Genomic DNA, 18,671 nt, shown 5'->3' with positions numbered 1-18,671 from the left:
GAACTGCGTGCCAGTCATGCAAACGCGTCAATCCTCAGATGTTCACCACGGCAGCGAATAGGTTTTGGTATTGGTGAAGCTCTTCATCGCCTCCTGCACGCCTTCCTTATAGCCTAGCCCGGAATCCTTCACGCCGCCGAAGGGCGTGAGTTCGAGGCGGTAGCCGGGCACCTCGCGCACGTTGACGCTGCCCACCTCCAGTTCCGAAATGAAACGTGTGATGTAGTCGAAGCGGTTCGTGCAGATCGACGAGGACAGCGCGTAGTCCGTGCTGTTCGACATGCGGATCGCTTCGTCGATGTTGCCAAAGCGCATGATCGGCGACACGGGGCCGAAGGTCTCGTGCTTGACGAGCGGCATATCCGGCGTCACGCGATCGACCACAGTGGGCGCATAGAGCGCGCCGTCGCGCTGGTTGCCCGCCAGCAGGCGTGCGCCGCGCGCGAGCGCGTCGTCGACCTGGCGCTCGCAGAAGCGCGCGGCGGCTTCGTCGATCACGGTGCCCATGTCGACCGATGCGTCGGCGGGATTGCCGTATTTCCACGCGCGCGTCTTGTCGACGACGAGGTCGGTGAAGCGATCGGCGACGGCTTCATGAACCAGCATCCGCTTGATGGCGGTGCAGCGTTGCCCCGAGTTCTTGTAAGACCCCGAAACCGCGAGCGTGCTGGCTTCGTCCAGATCGGCATCCTCCATCACGATGATGGGATCGTTGCCGCCCAGTTCGAGCACCGCCCGCCGATAACCCATGCGCGACGCGATCGACTTGCCGATCGACACGCCACCCGTGAAAGTGATCAGATCGATCGCGGGATTGGTGATCAGTTCATCGGCGATCACGGCCGGGTCACCCGTCACCACCTGAAGCATCTGCGCGGGCAGGCCCGCTTCGTAAAGGATGTCGGCCAGCAGGTAGCACGACAGCGGCACTTTCTCCGACGGCTTCACGACGATGCGATTGTTGGTCGCAATCGACGGTACGATCTTGTGCGCGACCTGGTTCATCGGATGATTGAACGGCGTGATGGCCGAGATCACGCCCAGCAGCGGATCACGCTGCGTGTACACGCGCCGCTTCTTGCCGTGCGGTGTGAGATCGCACGAGAAGATCTGACCGTCGTCCTTCATCACTTCGCCTGCGCCGAACACGAGCACATCGGCGACACGTCCCGCTTCGTAGGTCGAATCCTTGATGCACAGGCCAGCTTCCGCCGTGATGACGGCAGCAATCTCCTGCGTGCGCGCCCGTACCGCGTCCGCCGCGCGCCGCAGGATCGCGGCGCGCTCGTAACGCGTGAGCGTGGGGCGATAGGCGCGCGCGACGGCGAATGCGCGGCGCACGTCGTCGAGCGTTGCCTTCGGCACCGTGCCGACCAGCGCGCCGTCATATGGGCTGCGCACTTCGATGACTTCATCGCGCCAGATCTTCTCGCCGTCGATACGCAACGCTTCGTGGCGAATCTGCGTGTGTGCTTTCGTCGTGTCTGCAATAGCGTTCATGAACGTGTCCTCGTCACTGGAGATGGTTGAGTGCGATATCGATGACGTCGAAGTTGCGCAGCCGCGCGCGTTGCGCGGCGGACTTCGCGACGGGCTGGCTGAAGATCAGCGGCACGCTTTGCTCGGCGAGGCCGCCGTGCGAGCGCAGCGGCGCATCGAGCCCCGACAGGTCGTGCCGGATGCGTTGCGTGCCGAGCACGACGTCGCGCCTCGAAATCACGATCAGGTCGCCCATCCGCGCGGGCGGCAGCTCGAACCGCGCGCAGCCTTCTTCGCTGTTCAGCACGAGTTCGATGCCGGGCTCGGCGGCGAGCCTGCTGCGCAATGCATCGATATCCGCCGATTCGGGCAGGTACACCGTCGCGAACGAACCGAGCGCGCCGTGATGCACGACATACGGATCGGTGATGGGCAGGATCACGCGCGCCTGGTCCTTGCCGAGCCATTCGTCGAAGCGCTCCTGCAGATAGATCACGTTCGGCTCGCCGTCTTCGTTGTGTTTCGCGTTCATGCCGTGGTCGGCCGTGATCGCGACGATGGCGCCCAGTTCGTCGAGCCGTTGCAGATAGCCGTCCATCATCTGATAGAACGCGTTCGCGCCGGGCGTGCCGGGCGCGCATTTGTGCTGGACGTAGTCGGTGGTCGACAGGTACATCAGATCGATCTCGCGTGTTTCCAGCAGGCGCACGCCCGCCGCGAACACGAACTCCGACAGCTCGGCGCTATAAACGCTAGGCACCGGCTTGCCGACGAGTTCGACCACATCGTCGATGCCGTTTTCTTCGAGCGACGCCTCATCCGCTTTCTCCGATGAAAAGCAGATCCCCTTCAGGCCTTTACCGAGCAGGCGGCGCAGCTTGTCCTTAGCGGTGACGACAGCAACCTTCGCGCCCGCCTCCGCAAAACGCGCGAGCACGGTTGGCGCGACGAGGTATTTCGGATCGTTCATCAGCACCTCGGTGCCGCTCTCGCGATCGAAAAAGTAATTGCCGCTGATGCCATGCACGGCTGGCGGCACGCCCGTCACGATCGACAGGTTGTTCGGGTTCGTGAAGCTCGGCACCACACAGTCGCCCTTGAGCGCGGTGGCCGGTTTCAACAGTTTGCGGATGAAGGGCGCGACGCCCGCCGCGGCGGCCATCTCCAGATATTCGTAGGCGCAACCGTCCACACAGACCACGACGACGGGCCTGCGCATCCAGTTGTAACGGCGGCCGTTCACTTCGACGGATGCAGGGGATGTGCTCATTCGCTTCTCCTTTGACCAGGGTAATCCGGGAATTGATGATGTGGCGTTGTGTGGCATTGTGCGGCAATACTTGACATTAAAATTGACACTTTGTAGATTGTCAACAACAGACAACAACAAAGAAGTCTCCTCGGGGCCGCAGTAGTCGAAGCCGCATGTCGCAGTTCTGGCCGTTTCCGTCGCTGGCCGCGACGCCACTCATCAAGGGGTCTGGAAATGAAGGAAGGAGCGGGATTCAACGGTTGCAAGGGATTTCTGAAGGTGGCGGCGCGCTGTGTGATGGCGGCGTCGGTGATGTTCGGCGCTGCACAGGCCGCACAGGCGAAGACGCAGTTGCTGGTCTACACGGCGCTCGAAGACGAAGCGATGAAGCCGTACAAGGACGCGTTCGAGAAGGCGAACCCCGACATCGAGATCCGCTGGGTGCGCGATTCCACGGGCGCGGTCACGGCCAAGCTGCTCGCCGAAAAGAGCAACCCGCGCGCCGATGTCGTGCTCGGTCTGGCTGCATCGAGCCTCACGCTGCTCGATCTGCAAGGCATGCTGATGCCGTATCAGCCGAAGGGCTTCGACGCCCTGACGCGCAAGTACAGCGACAGCAACAATCCGCCGCATTGGGTCGGCATGGACGTGTGGGGCGCGACCATCTGCTACAACCGCGTCGAAGCGGAAAAGCGCCATCTGCCTAAGCCGACTTCGTGGGAAGACCTCGCCAAGCCGATCTACAAAGGGATGATCGTGATGCCGAGCCCGGTCTCGTCGGGTACGGGTTATCTCGACGTCACGTCGTGGCTGCAAACCTTCGGTGACGAGAAAGGCTGGCAGTACATGGACGCGCTCGACAAGAACGTCGCGCAATACGTGCACTCCGGCTCGAAGCCCTGCACGCTCGCGGGCACGGGCGAATTTCCGATCGGCATCTCATTCGAGTTCCGTGGCCATGAATTGCAGGCGCAAGGCGCGCCCATCGACCTGATCTTTCCGAAAGAAGGGCTCGGCTGGGACATGGAGGCGACGGGCGTGATGAAGACCACGAAGCATCCCGAAGAAGCAAAGAAGCTCGCCGACTTCATGGCCAGCCGGCAGGCGAACGAAATCACCGCGCAATGGTGGGCGATCGTGGCCTATCCGGGTGTCGCAAAGAAGCTGTCGGGCATTCCCGACAACTATTCGCAACTGCTCGTGAAGAACGATTTCGTCTGGTCCGCGAAGAACCGTCAGTCGATTCTCGACGACTGGCAGAAACGCTACGGCAGCAAGGAGCAGAAGTAGCGACGGGTCTCGCGTGAAGCGCGCGCGATGCGTGCGCTTCGTTCGGGGCGGGCAGCGCGCCGCATGTCGAGCGCGCTGCCGCGATGCGGAAGAGAAGCGAAGTCGGAGGATCAGATGACAGCGTATTTGAGCGTGGAGCAGGTTTCCAAGCGGTTCAACGAGACGACCGTTCTGAACGATATCCATCTCGGCGTGAAGAAGGGCGAGATGCTGTGTTTCCTGGGGCCGTCGGGGTGCGGCAAGACGACCTTGCTGCGCATCATCGCCGGGCTCGAAACGCACAGCGCGGGCCGCATCATGCAGGACGGCCGCGATATCTCGCGCTTGCCGCCGCAGTTGCGCGATTACGGCATCGTGTTCCAGTCGTACGCGCTGTTTCCAAATCTGACGATCTTCGACAACGTGGCGTATGGCCTCGTGAATCGCAAGATGAAGCGCGCGGCGATCGCGGAACGCGTCCACGAACTGCTTGCGCTGGTGGGTTTGCCGGACTCGCATCGCAAGCATCCTAACCAGTTGTCGGGCGGCCAGCAGCAGCGTATTGCGCTCGCACGGGCGCTGGCGACGTCGCCGGGCTTGCTGTTGCTCGACGAGCCGCTATCGGCGCTCGATGCGCGCGTGCGCGTGCGCCTGCGCCAGGAGATCCGCCAGTTGCAGCAACGGCTCGGCGTCACGACGATCATGGTCACGCACGATCAGGAAGAAGCGTTGTCGATGGCGGATCGCATCGTCGTGATGAATCATGGCGTGATCGAGCAGATCGGCTCGCCGCATGAGATTTATCGCGAGCCGGCTTCGCCGTTCGTTGCCGACTTTATCGGCAAGGTCAACATGATTCCCGCCGAAGTGATGCGCGACGGCACGCTGAAGGCAGGCGAGATCGGGCTGCACTACGGCTGCGGAAGCGCGCAGCCCGCGCCGGGTTCGAAGGTCTCGGCCTTCGTGCGTCCCGAAGACATTCATATCAGCGTGCCCGGCAGCGCGCCCGACAACCTGCTCGCCGCGCGGGTGGAAAAGCTCGAATTTCTCGGCGCGTTCTGCCGCGTCAGCTTCAAGGTGGAAGGGCTCGCGGGGCAGGAGATCGTCGCCGACCTGTCGTTCCATGAAATGCGCCGCACGGGCCTGCAAGCGGGCGCGCGTTTCGACCTTGCCATTCAACGCGAAAGCGTCTGCGTGTTCACTGCCGCGAAGGAGCGTCTGCAATGAGCGCCGTTCTGATCGAACGCCGTAGCGGCGAAGAAGCACACGCCGAAGTGCGGCAAATCACGCATTGGCATGACAGGATTGCGCAGCTTGCGTTGTTGCTAATGTCCGCGATGCTCGCCATGTTTCTGCTGATGCCGGTGGCGCTTGTGATCGGCAAATGTTTCGTCGATGCGGATGGACGCTTTATTGGGCTTGCGAACTTCAGCGGCTATCTGGCCAACGCAGCCGTCTGGACGTCGGCGCTGCATTCGGTGGCCGTCGCGTGCACCGTGACGTCGATCGTCATTCCGATGGCGTTCACGTTCGCCTACGCACTCACGCGTTCGTGCATGCCGATGAAGAACGCGGTGCGAACCGTGGCCTTGCTGCCGCTGCTCGCGCCTACGCTGCTGTCGGCGGTGTCGTTCATCTACTGGTTCGGCAATTCGGGGCTTCTGAAGCCGTTGTTGCATGGACATTCGATCTACGGTTTCTCCGGCATCGTGTGCAGTCTCGTCTACGCGGCGTTTCCGCATGTGCTGATGATTCTCGTCACGGCCTTGTCACTCTCGGATGGCCGCCTGTATGAAGCCGCCGACGCAATGGGCACGAGCCGTCTGCGTAAGTTCGTGACGATCACGCTGCCGGGCGCGAAGTACGGCCTCATCAGTGCGACGATGGTGTCGTTCACGATCTGTATCAACGACTTCGGCGTTCCCGTTGTGATCGGCGGGCCGTACACGGTGCTGTCCACGGATATCTACAAGCTCATCATCGGCTTGCAGGACTTCAATCGCAGCGCCGTGGTCAGCTTGCTTCTGCTATGTCCCGCGCTGGTTGCTTTCGCCGTCGACTACTTCATTCGCCGCAAGCAGCAGTCGCAACTCGGCGCGCGTTCGACCCCGTTCCAGCCGAAGCCGTCGCGCGGTTTCGACATGGCAATGCTCGCTTACTGTGGGATCGTCTGTCTGCTGATGATCGCCGTGGTCGGAATTTCGGTGTTCGCGTCGTTCGTGAAGTTCTGGCCATATCAGATGAGCCTCGGCTTGCAGCACTACAAGATGGGCCTGATCGCAGCCGGCATTTTCGATGCGTACAAGAACAGCCTGCAGATGGCGGCATGCGTGGCGATCGGCGGCACGGCGATCGTGTTCGGCGGCGCGTATCTCGTCGAGAAGACGCGCGGGCCGCGCTGGCTGCGCGGTTTCATCAACCTTTGCGCGATCCTGCCGATGGGCGTGCCGGGGCTCGTGCTCGGCATCAGCTACATCTTTCTGTTCAATGCGCCCGCCAATCCGCTCAATGGTCTGTACGGCACGCTCGCGCTGCTCGCCATCGTGACGGTGGTCCATTACTACTCGTCGAGTCACCTCACGGCGGTGACCGCGCTGCGGCAGATCGATAACGAATTCGAGGCTGTGTCCGCTTCGCTGAAAGTGCCTTTCTACAAGACCTTCTGGCGCGTCACGGTGCCCGTATGCCTGCCGTCGATCCTGCAGATCGCACGCTATCTGTTCGTCAACGGCATGACGACGGTATCGGCTGTCGCATTCCTCTATTCACCCGACACGCAACCGGCATCGGTGGCGATCCTCAACCTCGACGACGCAGGTCAGATCGGACCGGCCGCCGCGATGGCGACACTCGTCCTCGTTACCGCTGCATTCGCGTGTCTGCTGTTTGCCGCCGTTTCGCACGGCGTGTTGCGTCGAACCCAGGCATGGCGCACCACGCGCCGTGGCTGAACCGAACTTTTCATCGTTTCCATCAAGGAGATGCCGTGAATCTGCCCCGTCAACCGATTTTGCTCACTCCCGGTCCGCTCACCACGTCTGATCGCACGCGCGACGCCATGCTGCGCGACTGGGGATCGTGGGATGGCGACTTCAACCAGATCACCGCACGGATTCGCCGCGAGACGCTGCGCATCGTGCATGGCGAAGACACACACGAGTGCGTGCCCTTGCAAGGCAGCGGCACGTTTTCGGTCGAAGCGGCCATTGGCACGCTGGTTCCGCGCGACGGCCATGTGCTGGTGCCGAACAACGGCGCTTATTGTCAGCGCATCGCGAAGATTTGCCGGGCGCTCGGACGGCGCCATCAGACCATCGACTACGCGGAAGACACGCAGGTCAAACCCGCCGACATCGACCGCGCACTCGCAGCCGACCCCAGCATCACGCATGTCGCGCTGGTCCATTGTGAAACGGGCGCGGGCGTGCTCAATCCGTTGCATGAGATCGCGATGGTGGTGGCGAAGCATGGACGCAGCCTGATCGTCGACGCGATGAGTTCGTTCGGCGCGATCGATATCGACGCACGCCAGACGCCGTTCGATGCCGTCGTCGCTGCGTCGGGCAAGTGCCTGGAAGGGGTGCCCGGCATGGGATTCGTGATCGTCCGGCGCAGCACGCTCGAGCGCTGTGAAGGCAACAGCCATTCGCTCGCGATGGATCTCTACGATCAATGGGCCTACATGAACCGCACGACGCAATGGCGCTTCACGCCGCCGACGCATGTCGTCGCAGCGCTCGATCAGGCCATCGCGCAGTACGTCGAGGAGGGCGGTCTCGAAGCGCGTGGCGCACGGTATATGCGCAACTGCCGCGCGCTGATCGACGGCATGGCGGAACTGGGGTTCAGGCCGTTTCTCGACCCGTCGATTCAGGCGCCGATCATCGTGACGTTCCATGCCCCCGACGATCCCGCCTACGACTTCAAAACCTTCTATCAGGAGGTGAAGAAGCGCGGCTATATCCTCTATCCCGGCAAGCTGACGCAGATCGAAACGTTCCGCGTCGGGTGCATTGGGCACTTCGGCGAAGCAGGTATTCCCGGCGCCGTTGCGGCAATCGCGGACACACTGAAGGCGATGGGCATTTCGCAAGTGTCGCCGAAAGCACTTGCGTGACTTGACTGACCGTATCGAAGACTTCGCGCGGTTTCATGGGCGCGAAGTCTTCGATCATCGCCGCGGCTTTCGGCAAACCAATTCTGCGAGCAAACATGCGACCCTTCTGGATCGAACAGGCGCTTTTCTCCGATGGTGAATTGTCACCTGCCTTGCAAGGCGCGACTACGGCCGATGTGTGTATCGTCGGTGGCGGCTATACGGGACTGTGGACAGCCATTCAGGCGAAGCTGCTCAAGCCCGACATCGATATCGTGATCGTCGAAAGCGATCTTTGCGGCGCGGGCGCGAGCGGCCGCAACGGCGGCTGCATGCTGACGTGGTCCACGAAGTTCTTCACGTTGCGCCGCCTGTTCGGCGAAGCGGAAGCGCTGCGGCTGGTCAAGGCATCCGAAGAAGCCGTTCACCGCATCCGCGATTTCTGCGCGGCGCATCGTATCGATGCCGAACTGCGCATGGACGGCACGCTCTATACGGCGACTTCGCGCGCGCAGATGGGCGCACTGGACCCCGTCATCGCCGCGCTGCGCGATCACGGCATCCATTCCTATCATGACGTTTCACCCGATGAGGTGGCGCGGCGTTCCGGCTCGGCGCGCAATCTGGGCGGCGTGTTTTCGCCTACGGCGGCGACGGTGCATCCCGGCAAGCTCGTGCGCGGCTTGCGGCGGGTCGCGCTCGAAATGGGCATACGCATCTACGAACGCACGCCGATGCTCGACTTTTCAGGCGGTGAGCGCGTGACGGTACGCACGCCGTCGGGAAGCGTAACGGCCGGCAAGCTCGTGCTCGCCATCAATGCCTGGATGGCGAGCCGCTTCAGGCAATTCGAACGCACGCTCGCAATCGTCTCCAGCGACATGATCGTCACGGAGAAGTGCCCCGAACTGCTGGCGCGCAGCGGCCTGATGGACGGCGTATCGGTGCTCGATTCGCGCATCTTCGTCTACTACTACCGCAGCACGCCCGACGGGCGACTGATGCTGGGCAAGGGCGGCAACACGTTTGCGTGGCGCGGCCGGATTGCGCCCGTATTCGATCAGCGCTCGCAGTATGAAGCCGAGCTGACACGCGGCCTGCATGCATTCTTTCCCGCGTTGCGCGAGGTGCCAGTGACAGCGAGCTGGAACGGTCCTTCGGATCGGTCGGTGACGGGCTTTCCGTTCTTCGGCAGACTCGACGACGCACCCAATGTGTTCTATGGTTTCGGCTATTCGGGCAACGGCGTGGGACCGACTTACATGGGCGGACAGATTCTGTCTTCGCTGGTGTTGGGACTCGACAACGCGTGGACACGCAGCCCGTTGACGCGTGGACCGTTGGGTCACTTTCCGCCGGAGCCGGTACGGTATGTCGGTTCGATCACCGTGCGCAATGCGATTCGCCGCAAGGAGCGCGCCGAGGACGAGGACAGGCAGCCGTGGCTGGTTGACCGGTGGCTGAGCCGGTTTGCGAGCGCGGCGGGCAAATCGGACAAAGCGTAGTCAGGCGTAGTCGGCTGTACTCTCTACGCCTCTGCGACGGATGCCCCGTTAGAACGCGCGGCCTCGATCCAGCGCTCATGCGCGCGCCGCATCCTGGCGATACCGTGCGCGACATGCTCGCGCACGAGCGCGACCGCGCGGTCTTCATCGCCGCTTGCGAGCGCGTTGACGATCTTCTCGTGCTCGACGACGGATTCGCTCAACGCGCTTTGATCCGTTTCGATCGCCGCCTGGCGCAACAAGCCGAGTTGCAGCACGAGCTGGCGATACGTCGCGATAAGATGCTGATTGCCGACGCCTTCGACCATCGCACCGTGCAACTGGACATTCAGCTCTGTGTAGCGCGCGAGATCGCGTGTTTTCTTCGCCGTTTTCATCGCCGTGATGATGCCCTTCAACGTGGTGAGCGTTTCCGGCCGCATGTTATTTGCGAGCTTCCGGACGACCGATTCGTCGAGCATCGCGCGTACTTCGTAAATTTCTTCCGCTTCCCGCAGCGACACGACACGTACGATCACGCCTCGGTTCTTTTCGGTCTTCAGTAGCCCGGACGCCTCCAGCGCGCGGAAGGCTTCGCGCACGGGGCCACGCGACACGCCCAGGCGTGTGGCGATTTCGACTTCGTTGAGCTTTTCGCCGGGCGCGAACTCGCCCGACAGAATGCTGCGGTGAAGACTTTCCTGCACGAGCATCGCGAGGGATTGTCGACGCAGAAGTTCGAAGGCATCGGGCAGGTTGTTGTTGTCGGTCATGGAGATCGATCCCGGAGTGTCGGCGGTTACATATCATCTGCGCAAACATTGCGGCGCATTTTGTTTATTGTCAACAGTAACCGTTGGGTCCCAGTGCGAGTCCAACACGTTTCAGTCCAATGGCGAGGGATTCGGGAGATCCGGCACGATCGAGACGCGCTCATCGCAAGTAGCGCAACGCTGTCGCAAGCGCTCGCAGAAACACGTTCGGTGTATGCACGATTCATGCACTTCGTGCGGTTGCCGCCCCCGACCACCTGGCGCATTCCTGCAAGCGCTTGCGTCAACCGTCTACGAAAAGAACGCGAACGGCAAAATCGCAGCGATATAGACGGAGATTCCGAACGTAGCAAAGCCCAGGCTGATCGCCAGCAACCCTAGAACGCCAGCGGCGATTGCTGTTCCGACGCACCAGCGGTGCTGGATTTGACGGCCCGCGATGATGCTTCTGTCCACGGGCGTTGCCGCGACAGTTTCTGCCGTACTTGTGTATTGACGAAATCTCAACCGAAGCATGCACAACCTCGCTTTCTTTAGGCTTGAAATTTTCTTACTTGCCGTGTAACGAATTTATAAAAGCATAGGTGCGCGCTGTTAATTCAGCATATGCGAGCGCGGGATATAGGGTCGTTCGGCAAGGACCGGGTGGGCGAGCGCCATGTTGCCGAGGATAGTCAGGTACCCAGCTAATTGAAGCCGGATACGTTGGAGGTGTTGGACAATCCGATGAAGCGTTTTATGCGAAGCGGGCAAGAAACCCGTCTCGTTCGCCACGGCGTTGGGTGCGGCAGCGGTTTGATGCACCTCGTCGATGGACGCCACCCCTCAGTACAGCAGTTCTCAGACTAGTTGACTACTTCCTGCACGGCACCAACGGAGGCCCCGATTTCGTTCGACAAGCAGATCCTGATCTGAGACGCGACATTCCCGCTTAGAAGCCGGGATGTGTAGCGGCGGCTCCGCTTCAATTGGCCATTGGCACGCTCGCTGTTATTCCGCGCTTGCGCGGTGAAGTTGCCGCCAGTCGCCGGGCGTCACGCCCATCCGCTCAGTGAATACCCGTCGAAAGGCGGACACCGACTGGTATCCGACCAGATCGGCGACCGCCTCGGTGGACGAAGTGGATTTTCGCAGGGCATTTGCTGCTGCGCTCATCCGTATATCGGTTAGCAGATCCATCGCGGAACGGCCCAGACTGGCCTGGAAATGCCGCTTGAACGTGGCGCTAGACATGCTGCAAAGTCCCGCCAGTTCAGGAAGCGTCCATGCCCGGGCTGGCTCGCTGAACATGGCAGCGGCGGCCGCTGCGAGCCTTGGGTGGGCGGCAAGCGCCAGCACCCCGGTGCGCCCTTGACCCGCCTCGCCCGCTGCCCGTAGCGTCAACGCAAACAGCGCAGACGAAAGGGCGTTTAGCACGGCGCCGCTGCCCACTTCGTTGTCCATCGCTTCAGCGCGCATCAGCGCGACCAGTCGGCTCAGGCGTTCGGCTTGCGGCAGACTTTGTGTGGCGATGCCGATATCTTCGGTGCTAACCACGAGTTCCATTGGCAGGTAGCTCCGGATCAACCGGTCATGAGGCGGCGCGACGACAAACCGCCCGCACAACATATCGAATGCCTCGCCGTCGCCGCTACTTTCGTTGATAAGGAGACTGCCCGACGTGCGAACCCTGGTCGGTGCCGGTGCGCCGCCGCTGCCGTCATGTAACGCGTGCGCCGAACCGTGCGGCAGCAAAGCGATGTCGCCTGGCCGCAGTTCGCAGGTTGAGCCGCTTTCCCGGTTCTCGAATACGGCCGTGCCCGTCAGTACGACGTGGTACGGCATTTCTTGCGCTCCGGCCTGGGCGTATTCGATTGCCCACGGCATTCGCATTGCACAGCGAACTTCCACTTTCCCCGTGATGGTCACGAGTTCCATGAAACGGGTGAGCCAGTCGGTCTGATCTTGCATATCGGACCTCCTTGTTTGATCTCTGTAAGACGACCATCCCGCACTCAGTTGCTGTGTTTGACAAGCGCAACGAGCTCATTGCGCAGCGCCACGACAGCCTTTTGTGCATTTGCGAACTTGGCCGGTGCCAGGTCCGCCAACTGTGAGAGATTCATCGTCAGGGCCTTTTCGCACAAGTATCGCCCGCTTTTTGTCAGGAGGATTCGCACCTGACGCTCGTCTTCAGGGTCACGCTGCCTTTCCAGGTAGCCCATCCTCTGGAGCTTCTTCAAGATCGGCGTAAGCGTGTTCGATTCAAGAAAAAGCCGTTCGCCCAGTACGCCGACGGTCTGATTATCTGTCTCCCACAGCGCAACGAGTGTGATGTATTGCGTGTAAGTAATCCCAAGCTTATTGAGTATCGGCTTGTATGCCTTGCCAAACGCCAGGTTCGCGGAGTAGACCGCAAAGCACAGGTAATCGGAAAGCCTGAGACTTGCTCGTGCCAGTTGATCAGGGGATTTCATCTGTTTCCTCTCGAACCCGTGCCTGACGTTTCGCAAGATTTACGAAAGATCAACCGACGAAAAATAATAAACCGCGAGGGCGCAAACACTTCGAGTGCGACCGGTGATCCCACGTCGCGTAGAGGTCTTGCGGCGCCCCCGAGCTTTCTACGCTGGGGCACCATTGGTTGAGCATTCGCTGTATGCCCTATCGTTCGCTTCAATGAGGCTCGCGATACAGAGCGCCAAGCTTGTTGCCGTCTGGATCGCGCAGATAGGCGAGATAGAGGTTGCCGTATGCGGTCTCACGAACCCCGGGTGGAGCTTCAGCCGAAGTTCCGCCATTGGCGATTCCCGCAGCATGCCACTGGTCTACCTGTTCGGACGACTGGCAGGTAAAACCGATGGTTCCACCGTTGGCGGAAGTGGCGGGCTGACCGTTGATCGGCTGGGTGATGATGAAAAGCGACGTCTCGGCGCGATAAACGTAGCGCCGACGCTGATCGTTGTCATCGCTTAGGCCTTCGCCATAACCGATCGGGCCGAGCAGCGCATCGTAAAAGCGTTTTGCTGTCTTCAGGTCGTTGGTGCCGACCACTACGTGACTAAACATGGTTTCCGTCCTGCTGAATAAAGTAGGCAACACCTCATCCGATGCTGTGGCCGACGCGCACGAAGAGTGACAAGGCGCGGCGGCCCCGCTGGCGAGGGAATTACCGTCAAGCGGTATGTGAAGAGGGCATTGCGCCCCTCGTCCGGTTACGCGGTTACGACGTTCGTGACGACCTCAATGTTGCCGCGCACCGCCTTCGAGTACGGGCAGATCTGATGGGCAAGGTGGGCGATTGACTCCACGACTTTCTGTTCGAGGCCCGGCACGCGTACAGTGAACTGGGCGCCGAGGAACCACGCGGGACCGGTCTGCCCGATATTTACCTTGATGTCGACCGAATAATCGCGCGGCAGCGTTACTTTCTTTAGCTGGGCTGCCATCCCGAACACGGTGGTGTAACAGGCCGACCAGGCACCAGCAAAGAGCTGCTCGGCTCGCGGGTGCGGCTCAGTTGCGATGAATTCGAGGTTCTCAACGCCGGGGGCTGTCAGTGTGAGGTCATAGACGCCAAACTCGCCCCGCTGGCGATCAGCATTTCGATTGACCGTGGTGTGAGTGTTACCGAAAGCGAGGACTTTCTCGATCTTTTCCATGATGGTTTCCTTCATAACTACGAATATCAGAATCATTTAACTCGCTAACGATATGATCGCGTGCGAGTTATATGAAAGCAAAAAATGAAACTGCAAGGCCAATCCAGGTAAGTTGCAAGCGCGATGCAATACACAGGAACGAAAGCTCTGTGCTGGTCCACTGTTTTCACAATGTAATGCCTGAGATGCGCGTGCGTTGTCCGATTACGCCGTGACCACGTTGAGGCCGACCTCGATGTTGCCGTGAACAGCCTTCGAGTAGGGGCAGATCTGATGAGCGAGAAGTGCAATCGATTCGATGGTTTCCGATGCCAGACCTGGTGCGCGGACGGTGAACTGCGCGGCGAGGCAAAACCCGTTACCGATCGAGCCAATGCTGACCTGGATGTCGACGGAATAGTCCGAAGGCAGGTTGACCTTCTTCATCGAGGCGGCAATCTCGAACGCGCTGATGTAACAGGCCGACCACGCGCCCGAAAACAGTTGTTCGGCCCGCGGGTGCAACTCCGTGCCGACGAACTGGTGGCCTTCATCGCCATCAGCAGACAAGTCGAGGTTGAGGACGCCATGCTCACCACGTTGGATATTGGGGTCGTGATTGACGGTAGCGTGGCTATTGCCCGAGAAGAGGACTTTATCGATCGTGGTCATGTTGGATTCCTTTCGATGCGTGGATGGGAGACGCCACTTTAAATTGAGGTGTTGCGCTCGCCGAGTCGCGAATGGCTCGAAGGCGTGCTCGAAAGGCTCAATCCGCGACTGACGGTATCAGGGCTCGACGAATTGCCGACGGCATAACCTGCCTCATTCGCGATCGGTACCGCTCGACCTGTCTACCCGGCACCGCCATGCATTTACATGAACTGCTGCGGCGCGCCGCGTCAGCGGGCGCCGCTCGAACTGCACCAGGATGTTCAGCCCTTTGGGGTTCCAGCGAGCGGAGGGGCCGTGTCATCGTCGCCCACCCGCCCTAGCGTAGGCAGGTACTTGCCGAAGTTCATTTCGAAGTCGCTCGGAACTCCGTAGGCCAGGCTACGGAGCTTGGCGCGGCGTGCTTGTCCACCTGGCGAGGCCAAGGCTGGGAAGAACAGGTCGATGCTCGACTGGAGTTCGGCAGCCGTCGGCGTCCCAAACCGGTTGACCTGGGCTTTCGCCGCGCCGAGTGTTTCGCGGTCGAATGAGGCGAGACGCCCGACAAGCGCATCGACAAAGGAATCGAGGTCGTCATCATCCAGCGTGCGGTTCACCCAGCCATAGCGTTCGGCGACATCGGCATCGAAGTCGTCGGCGCTGAGGACAATCTCAAGTGCCCGCGAGCGGCCGACCACGCGCGGCAGCCATTCCAGCGCTCCACCTCCTGGAAGCAGGCCGACACCGACCTCGGGGTTACCGAATAGGGCACCCTGCCTGCTGGCGAAACGCATGTCGCAGGCCAGCACGAACTCGTTACCGATACCGCGCGTGCGGCCGCGAATCTTGGCGATGCTCACGACTGGCGCGGACGAGAGGCGCAGTACGACGTCGCGCCAAAGGCCCAGCACCTCTGGCTGTTCGGCTGCTTTGGCTACGTCAAGATGGGCGACGAAAAAATCGGGGTTCGCCGACTGGAACACTACGACCTTCACGGACGGGTCCGTCTCAAGATCGGTCAATAGTGTTCCCAATTCGACGATCGTCGCAGGAACAAACATATTGATCGGCGGATTGCAAAAGGTGATTGTCCAGCGGCCCGGATAGCTGCGGTCGATGTCGAATTGCAAAGAGTCGGGCATGGTGCTTCTCCAAAGGCGATTGGTAGACCAATGATGTGTTCAGGGCGATCGAACGCCCTGGCGGCGCGCACGTCCGCAGACGCTTTCGACGAGCGAGCGGTGCAACGATGAGCTTAGTCTTCGCGACGAGAATTCTCTAAGAGATGTTCAGTGAGGGGCACGTGCCCAGGCGAATCACGCTGTAATGCTGTTCGTGCCGATCTCGATGTTGCCGCGTCGAGTCCTCGAATACGAGCAGAGCTGATGGGCCAGATTCGCGATGCGGGTGAGACGGATGCCGTCCCATGAGTCAGTTGCTTATCGCGTCTAAACCTGCAGAGACGCTTCGAACTTGGCGCACCGTTGGTTCAACCCAGTTCCGCCCGCAGGAACCCTTTCGACAGCACGCACATCGGCAACAATCAAGTGGTCGTTACGCCGCTCAAAACATACCGAGCGCGCCACCCCCCGACAACCATAAGCAAGGCCCCGCCTGTAGCCTCGTCATCACAGTCCAGTTGAAAATCACTCAACTCGCGTCGCGCTTCGCCGTTAACCCGTACGACATCCCACACCACTTCGACGCGTAACGTCGCCCGTTTCGCGACGTACGGGCTCGAATCGTGAGGGTTCGGACTGCAAGTTTGCCAGGGTTGGCAACACCGCACTGTGCACGCCCGTACTGCCCGGCGCGCGATCGGACAAACATCCGTCATGGTTTTCAAACAACTCTGTACCGCGTTAGTCGCGGTCATGCTGAACGTAGCGGCTGCGTCTGTTTGCGAAGCCCAATACTCCACCAGCTGGATGGCCAACACACATGGCACGGCGACGACTCGGGTAGGCAACGTGGCTCGCTCGATGTGGGTGGCATCCGAAGGGGTGATCTATACCGCGTCGATGTGGGACGAGGGCGAGGGCGGTATCGCGATCTATCAGAACGGACGGAACATCGGATCGATCGGGGCGCACGGCGAGTTTCAGGGCGGTGCGATCACCGGCAACTCGACGTCGCTATTCGCTGCGCTGCAGTTCAACGCCACGTATGGAAGCGGCAAGGTTGGCCGATACAACCGGGGAAGCCGCACACGCGACCTGCTGATCACGGTCAGCGACACGACCACCGAACACCTCGCGGATGTCGTCACCGGACTCGTGACGTCCGGCTCGCTGCTCTACGCGAGCGATTTCCCAGGCAACCGCGTACGAGTGTTTACAACGTCGGGCGTCTGGCTGCGCGATATCGCCGTGGCAGGGCCGGGCGCGCTCGCGGTGGACGCGGGCGGCAACATCTGGGTCGCGCAACAAAGCATGGGTGCTGTGATCCAGTTCAGCCCAACCGGCGAACGCGGTAACACCATCCAGTTGCCAGCCAAAGCGCAACCCTCTTCGCTGTATTTTGACTCGCTCACCGGGCAGTTATGGATCGGCGACGAGGGGCCTGACATGAACATCAAGATCTATGACGTGTCCAGCGCACCGTATGTTGCCGGTACGTTTGGTGTTCAAGGCGGCTTCCTCAATACGGTCACCGGCATCAAGGGGCAAGTCGGCGACCGGCGGTTCACGCGCGTGACCGGCATTGGCAGGGATTCTGCGCGCAATCTCTATGTCCTGAACAACCCGTGGGGCGGATCGTGGGATCTCGGGCGCAACGGCGGCACCGACGTCCACGCATACGATGGCACGGGAGTACTGCGCTGGCAGCTCCAGTCGGTGAACTTCGAAGGCAACGCCGCACCCGATCCAGCCACCGACGGGGCGATCTTCTACGGCGGTATGAACATTTATGCGGGCACCCCGGGAGGCGCCTACGTTGCCAACACAATCGATCCGTTCACCTACCCCTCCGATCCGCGCATCAATCTCGCCGACCACGAACGCGGCGAACATTTCGCTCAGGTCGTCAGCGTGGGCGGACACCGGATACTCGTCGCAGCGAGCCAGAATCCCGATACCTTTTACTTTTTCCATTTCAATCGGGCGAGCGGGTACATTGCGATTCCCGATAGCACGCTGCCGGGAACGTCGTTCGGTGCGGCGGCAAAAGTCCGCAATGGCTTCTGCCTGGATAGCAAGGGCGATATCTGGGCTGGCCTCGACAAGACCAACGCGATTTCACACTATCCGCTGAACGGTTTCGACGCGAACGGCAAACCGCTGTGGGGTGCCGCGATTACGATTCCGATTCCGGCGACGATCGGGCAACTGACGCGGATCATGTATCTGCCCGAAAGCGACACGATGATTCTCACCGGAATCACCGGCAGCACGGACTGGACCGCGATCGGATCGCGTGTCGAGGTGTATCACGGCTGGCTGGCCGGCAACAGGACAGCGCCGAATCCGGTGATCAACCTTGCTAGTGCCAATCCGAAATCGGTTGTGGCCGCCGGGAACTATCTTTTTGTGGGCTACGTCCATACCGTGCCGAATATCGATGCGTTCAACCTCACGACGGGGAAGCTCGACATCACGCTCGTCAATAGCAATCCGAACACAGTCGATGTGGGCAACGACGTCGACTCGATGTATGGACTTCGGGCGTTTCGGCGTTCGAACGGCGAATATGAAATCACGAAGGACAACTACAACGAATCGAGCATTGTGCTGTATCGCTGGACGCCGCCTGCGTCGAGCGGGACGGGCGTGAGTACGACGAAGTCGATGATGGTCTCACCATTCAGCGTGAATTGACGATGCGCACGGGCCGCCACGACCGAACTGGCGGATCGATATATCGGTGCGTGAGTGGGCTGAGATCGGGCCAATAGCGGCGTGTCGCCGCTCCCGGACAAAATGCGTTCTTGAGAGGCGCATAATCGGAGATGAACTGCGTTTTGTTCGGTCGGCGGACGCGCGGAAAGCGGCACCAAGCGGCACCAACCGGCAAGGCTGGCGGACTGACGAGTATCCTTAATCCGAA

Annotated in this window: 15 protein-coding genes; 6 read left to right on the top strand and 9 right to left on the bottom strand. The window is 60.8% G+C overall.

Annotated elements, in window-relative coordinates; genetic code table 11:
- Nucleotides 1-42: 42 nt before the first annotated feature.
- Nucleotides 43-1,500: a phosphonoacetaldehyde dehydrogenase gene (gene phnY / locus H1204_RS36495; RefSeq protein WP_180733571.1), complete on the bottom strand. Its 1,458-nt coding sequence runs from the start codon at nt 1,498-1,500 to the stop codon at nt 43-45.
- Between the two features lie 13 nt (nt 1,501-1,513).
- Nucleotides 1,514-2,749: a phosphonoacetate hydrolase gene (gene phnA / locus H1204_RS36490; RefSeq protein ID WP_180733570.1), complete on the bottom strand. Its 1,236-nt coding sequence runs from the start codon at nt 2,747-2,749 to the stop codon at nt 1,514-1,516.
- Between the two features lie 216 nt (nt 2,750-2,965).
- Between phnA and H1204_RS36485 the strand changes: the two genes are divergently transcribed.
- From H1204_RS36485 to H1204_RS36465, 5 genes are all read left to right on the top strand, one after another.
- On the top strand, nt 2,966-4,021 hold the full coding sequence (locus H1204_RS36485) for a putative 2-aminoethylphosphonate ABC transporter substrate-binding protein (RefSeq protein ID WP_180733569.1): 1,056 nt from the start codon (nt 2,966-2,968) through the stop codon (nt 4,019-4,021).
- Between the two features lie 114 nt (nt 4,022-4,135).
- Complete coding sequence (locus H1204_RS36480) at nt 4,136-5,227, top strand: putative 2-aminoethylphosphonate ABC transporter ATP-binding protein (protein WP_180733568.1); 1,092 nt, start codon at nt 4,136-4,138, stop codon at nt 5,225-5,227.
- On the top strand, nt 5,224-6,951 hold the full coding sequence (locus H1204_RS36475; RefSeq protein ID WP_180733567.1) for a putative 2-aminoethylphosphonate ABC transporter permease subunit: 1,728 nt from the start codon (nt 5,224-5,226) through the stop codon (nt 6,949-6,951). The genes H1204_RS36480 and H1204_RS36475 overlap by 4 nt, the downstream gene beginning before the upstream one ends.
- Nucleotides 6,952-6,986: 35 nt before the next feature.
- Nucleotides 6,987-8,117 carry a 2-aminoethylphosphonate--pyruvate transaminase gene (locus H1204_RS36470; RefSeq protein ID WP_180733566.1) on the top strand — a complete coding sequence of 377 codons (1,131 nt, stop codon included), beginning with the start codon at nt 6,987-6,989 and terminating at the stop codon, nt 8,115-8,117.
- Between the two features lie 95 nt (nt 8,118-8,212).
- Nucleotides 8,213-9,601, top strand: coding sequence for an FAD-dependent oxidoreductase (locus tag H1204_RS36465; RefSeq protein WP_180733565.1), 1,389 nt, complete (start codon nt 8,213-8,215; stop codon nt 9,599-9,601).
- 23 nt (nt 9,602-9,624) lie between these two features.
- Here H1204_RS36465 and H1204_RS36460 read toward each other — a convergent pair whose 3' ends face one another.
- The 7 genes from H1204_RS36460 to H1204_RS36430 all read right to left on the bottom strand — a co-directional run bounded on the left by H1204_RS36460 (nt 9,625) and on the right by H1204_RS36430 (nt 15,766).
- The gene (locus H1204_RS36460) at nt 9,625-10,353 is read right to left on the bottom strand and encodes a phosphonate utilization associated transcriptional regulator (protein WP_180733564.1); all 729 of its coding nucleotides are present in this window, start codon (nt 10,351-10,353) and stop codon (nt 9,625-9,627) included.
- A gap of 990 nt (nt 10,354-11,343) precedes the next feature.
- Entirely contained in the window at nt 11,344-12,303 is a 960-nt protein-coding gene (locus H1204_RS36455; protein WP_180733563.1) for an AraC family transcriptional regulator, read from the bottom strand.
- 44 nt (nt 12,304-12,347) lie between these two features.
- A complete protein-coding gene (locus H1204_RS36450) occupies nt 12,348-12,809 on the bottom strand; it encodes a MarR family transcriptional regulator (protein WP_180733562.1) in 462 nt (153 codons plus the stop codon).
- A 199-nt stretch (nt 12,810-13,008) separates the two neighbouring features.
- On the bottom strand, nt 13,009-13,401 hold the full coding sequence (locus H1204_RS36445; protein WP_180733561.1) for a VOC family protein: 393 nt from the start codon (nt 13,399-13,401) through the stop codon (nt 13,009-13,011).
- Between the two features lie 146 nt (nt 13,402-13,547).
- Nucleotides 13,548-13,994 carry an OsmC family protein gene (locus H1204_RS36440; protein ID WP_180733560.1) on the bottom strand — a complete coding sequence of 149 codons (447 nt, stop codon included), beginning with the start codon at nt 13,992-13,994 and terminating at the stop codon, nt 13,548-13,550.
- Nucleotides 13,995-14,198: 204 nt separating this feature from the next.
- Complete coding sequence (locus tag H1204_RS36435) at nt 14,199-14,645, bottom strand: Ohr family peroxiredoxin (RefSeq protein ID WP_180733559.1); 447 nt, start codon at nt 14,643-14,645, stop codon at nt 14,199-14,201.
- Between the two features lie 263 nt (nt 14,646-14,908).
- Complete coding sequence (locus tag H1204_RS36430; RefSeq protein ID WP_180733558.1) at nt 14,909-15,766, bottom strand: enoyl-CoA hydratase/isomerase family protein; 858 nt, start codon at nt 15,764-15,766, stop codon at nt 14,909-14,911.
- A gap of 693 nt (nt 15,767-16,459) precedes the next feature.
- Here H1204_RS36430 and H1204_RS36425 point away from each other — a divergent pair.
- Entirely contained in the window at nt 16,460-18,442 is a 1,983-nt protein-coding gene (locus tag H1204_RS36425; protein ID WP_180733557.1) for an SMP-30/gluconolactonase/LRE family protein, read from the top strand.
- The last annotated feature ends 229 nt before the right edge of the window (nt 18,443-18,671 follow it).

Source organism: Paraburkholderia sp. PGU19 (genome assembly GCF_013426915.1).
Lineage (GTDB): Bacteria > Pseudomonadota > Gammaproteobacteria > Burkholderiales > Burkholderiaceae > Paraburkholderia.
The sequence above is the reverse complement of the archived record's forward strand: the minus strand, read 5'-3'. Positions and strand labels throughout refer to the sequence as shown.

Bases quoted from the DNA above. Each gene is read 5' to 3' on its own strand.
- phnY (WP_180733571.1), bottom strand. From the start codon at position 1,500: ATGAACGCTATTGCAGACACGACGAAAGCACACACGCAGATTCGCCAC.
- phnA (WP_180733570.1), bottom strand. From the start codon at position 2,749: ATGAGCACATCCCCTGCATCCGTCGAAGTGAACGGCCGCCGTTACAAC.
- H1204_RS36485 (WP_180733569.1), top strand. From the start codon at position 2,966: ATGAAGGAAGGAGCGGGATTCAACGGTTGCAAGGGATTTCTGAAGGTG.
- H1204_RS36480 (WP_180733568.1), top strand. From the start codon at position 4,136: ATGACAGCGTATTTGAGCGTGGAGCAGGTTTCCAAGCGGTTCAACGAG.
- H1204_RS36475 (WP_180733567.1), top strand. From the start codon at position 5,224: ATGAGCGCCGTTCTGATCGAACGCCGTAGCGGCGAAGAAGCACACGCC.
- H1204_RS36465 (WP_180733565.1), top strand. From the start codon at position 8,213: ATGCGACCCTTCTGGATCGAACAGGCGCTTTTCTCCGATGGTGAATTG.
- H1204_RS36460 (WP_180733564.1), bottom strand. From the start codon at position 10,353: ATGACCGACAACAACAACCTGCCCGATGCCTTCGAACTTCTGCGTCGA.
- H1204_RS36455 (WP_180733563.1), bottom strand. From the start codon at position 12,303: ATGCAAGATCAGACCGACTGGCTCACCCGTTTCATGGAACTCGTGACC.
- H1204_RS36450 (WP_180733562.1), bottom strand. From the start codon at position 12,809: ATGAAATCCCCTGATCAACTGGCACGAGCAAGTCTCAGGCTTTCCGAT.
- H1204_RS36445 (WP_180733561.1), bottom strand. From the start codon at position 13,401: ATGTTTAGTCACGTAGTGGTCGGCACCAACGACCTGAAGACAGCAAAA.
- H1204_RS36440 (WP_180733560.1), bottom strand. From the start codon at position 13,994: ATGGAAAAGATCGAGAAAGTCCTCGCTTTCGGTAACACTCACACCACG.
- H1204_RS36435 (WP_180733559.1), bottom strand. From the start codon at position 14,645: ATGACCACGATCGATAAAGTCCTCTTCTCGGGCAATAGCCACGCTACC.
- H1204_RS36430 (WP_180733558.1), bottom strand. From the start codon at position 15,766: ATGCCCGACTCTTTGCAATTCGACATCGACCGCAGCTATCCGGGCCGC.
- H1204_RS36425 (WP_180733557.1), top strand. From the start codon at position 16,460: ATGGTTTTCAAACAACTCTGTACCGCGTTAGTCGCGGTCATGCTGAAC.